Genomic DNA, 2,701 nt, shown 5'->3' with positions numbered 1-2,701 from the left:
CCGCGGTCCGGGCCCGGGCGCTGTCCGCGCTGCGGATGCTCGGCGCTCCCGCCGACGACGCGCCGCCGCCGTCCGCCGACGCCCCCGGCCCCGGTGCGCGTGCGGGTTCCGGGTCAGGGGGTGTCCCGTGACCGCTGGTCACGGAGTCGGCCGCGGGTGGAAACCGCGTGGCCGGCGAGTCCGTGGTGCCGGTATCGTCCGGGTCTCCGGACCGTCGTACCAGCGGCCCACGTGCAGGAAGTGACGGGCATGACCAGTCGGCAGACAACGACGACCCTGTGGCGCCCCACCGGTCCCAAGGAGCTGGATCTGGTCCGGGAGCTGAACTGGCGTGCGTGGCCGCCCCGGCTGCCCGAGCAGCCGATCTTCTACCCGGTCCTCGACGAGGACTACGCGATCAGGATCGCCCGGGACTGGAACGTGAAGCACGACGGCGCCGGCTTCGTCACCCGTTTCGAGGTCGAGTCGGAGTTCCTGAGCCGGTACCCCGTCCGGCAGGCGGGTGGGCGGACGATCCTCGAACTCTGGGTTCCGGCCGGGGAACTGGACGACTTCAACGCCCACATCGTCGGCAGGATCCAGGTGGTCCACGAGTTCCGCTGAGGCGGGGAGGCCCGCGGACGGGGCACGCCGGCCCGGTGCCGTGATCCCGGCGTCGGCGTCGTGATCACCGCAGCGCGCTCTTCTGCCGCCAGGCGGTCCACGGCACGTTCCACGCACCGAAGCCGTTGCCCGGGTCGACCACGCCCTTGGTCTCCTCGCCCGTGATCTCGAACGGGTCGCCCGGCCGTACCTGCCCGTAGAACCAGGCCGCGTCCGCGTCGCTCATTCCTATGCAGCCCGAACTGCGGTTGGCGTTGCCGAAGTAGGGGGCGTTCCACGGAGCGGCGTGCGCGTACATGCCCGACCAGGTCAGCCGCATCGAGTAGTCGACCATCTTGTCGTAGGCGTCGCCGAGGCCGACCGTCTCGGAGTTCATGTTGATCGTGCCCTCCTTGGCCATGAGCACGGCCGTTCCGCGCCAGGAGCGCTTGTCGCCGCCGGGCGTGCCGCCGGAGACCGGGATGCTCCGGACGGTCTCGCCGTCGCGTACCAGTGTGAGCCGGTGGCGGTCGAGGTCGACCTCGACGATCTGCCGGGCGCCGACGGTGAAGGTCGTCGTGTAGTCGCGTACGAACCAGCCGCCGTCGGCGCCCGAGTCGGTGCCGTTCAGTTCGGCGTTCAGCGTCACCTTCGTCCCGGGCTTCCAGTACGACTTCGGTCGCCAGTCGACCCTGTCCCTGCCCGACCAGTCGCGTATCCAGCCCCAGGAGCCCTCGGTGCCGTCCGAGGTGGTGACCTCGAGCTGCTTCTCGACCTCGGCCCGGTTGCGGACCGGGTTGTCGAAGACCAGGGAGATCGGCTGGGCCACGCCGACGGTGGTGGCGGTGCCCGGACGCCAGTCGACCTTGTTGACCTTGTCCGCCCCGGCCGTGGTGAAGGAGGCCCTGGTGGTCGCGGCGGTGCCGCCCTCGGTGCGGGTCACGGCGGCGACGGTGTACGCCGTGCCGGGCGCGGCCTTGCGGTCCGACGTCCATGTCCCGCCGTCGGCCGCGACCTTGCCGGACAGTCCGCGGCCGTCAGCGTCGGTGACGGTCACCGAGGTGAGACGGCCGTGCGAGGCGGTGACCGTCACCGGCCGGCCCGGCGCGGCCTGCCGCCCCTCGGGGGTGACGGTGACCGTGACGGGCCGGTCGTCGGGCTTCCCGGTCCGCGACGCGTCCGGGGCGGTCTGCGGCGAACCCGTCGAGCAGGCGGCGAGCGGCGCCAGCAGGGCCGCCGCGACGGCGGCCCGTATCGGGGCGTGGGCGAACACACGTGTGCGGTGCAAGGGGACCTCCATGACGGACGACTCCGCGGTGATGAGCGGACGATCGTGACTTCAGAACCAGGAAAAGGCCAGGTCAGCCGCTACGGGGCAATGTGACGGGGGTTGGTGAGGAACGGTCATGGTCCCGTCACATTCGTCGTGCGGAGCGGTCACGGACCGCTGTGAGCATCGTCGGCGTCCCTGCGACAGGCCGGGGAGAAAGCGAGGATCGGACCGTGTCAGCACTGCTCGTACCGCCCGACCGCGTCCCTCGGGCGGAGAAGGGTCCCGTGGTTCTCGGGCCCGTCACGCCCGAGGTCTACCGCGGCTTCCTGGCGTCGCCCGCCGGCCGGGCCCTTGGCCCCGGCTTCCTGCAGTGCCCCTCCTGGGCCGACGTCAAGGAGGGCTGGCGGGCCCGGCTGATCGGCTGGGGCACGGATCCCGGATCGGGGGCGCTGAGCGGCGTGGCACTGGTGCTGCTGCGTCAGTTCCCCGGTACCCGCAGGTACTTCGCCTACCTTCCCGAGGGACCCGTGGCCGACTGGACGGATCCCGACGTCGACGTCTGGCTCACGCCGCTGCTCGACCACCTGCGCGGCGCGGGCGCGTTCGCCGTACGCATGGGCCCCTCCCCCGCGTACCGGCGCTGGGACGCCTCCGCGCTGAAGCCGCTCGCCGGACCGGGCCGCCGGCTGGGCGACGTGCTCGCCAGTGAGGTCGACCCGCTCGGCACCGCCGTCGCCGAGCGGCTGCGCGCCCGGGGGTGGCGCCGCTGCGGCGGTGACGGGACCGCGGACGACGGGGACGCCCAGCCCCGCCACGTCTTCCGGATACGGCTCGCCCGGCGCCCCC

General features: G+C 72.7%; 3 protein-coding genes. 2 read left to right on the top strand and 1 reads right to left on the bottom strand.

Translation table 11 applies throughout. The features are described from left to right. Positions 1-249: 249 nt before the first annotated feature. Positions 250-603: a hypothetical protein gene (locus B7767_RS24485; RefSeq protein WP_030861780.1), complete on the top strand. Its 354-nt coding sequence runs from the start codon at positions 250-252 to the stop codon at positions 601-603. Positions 604-667: 64 nt separating this feature from the next. Here the strand turns inward: B7767_RS24485 and B7767_RS24480 are convergent, their stop codons facing one another. Then, positions 668-1,882 carry an Ig-like domain-containing protein gene (locus B7767_RS24480; protein WP_085574096.1) on the bottom strand — a complete coding sequence of 405 codons (1,215 nt, stop codon included), beginning with the start codon at positions 1,880-1,882 and terminating at the stop codon, positions 668-670. 203 nt (positions 1,883-2,085) lie between these two features. On the opposite strand from B7767_RS24480, the gene B7767_RS24475 reads away from it, so the two are divergent. Further along, the coding region (locus tag B7767_RS24475) for a peptidoglycan bridge formation glycyltransferase FemA/FemB family protein (RefSeq protein ID WP_373408236.1) at positions 2,086-2,701 on the top strand (616 nt) is incomplete at its 3' end.

The sequence above is a fragment of the Streptomyces sp. 13-12-16 genome, from assembly GCF_002114215.1.
Lineage (GTDB): Bacteria > Actinomycetota > Actinomycetes > Streptomycetales > Streptomycetaceae > Streptomyces.
This window is presented reverse-complemented; position numbering and strand designations above follow the sequence as displayed.

Coding starts and splice junctions, on each gene's coding strand:
- B7767_RS24485 (WP_030861780.1), top strand. CDS start 250: ATGACCAGTCGGCAGACAACGACGACCCTGTGGCGCCCCACCGGTCCC.
- B7767_RS24480 (WP_085574096.1), bottom strand. CDS start 1,882: ATGGAGGTCCCCTTGCACCGCACACGTGTGTTCGCCCACGCCCCGATA.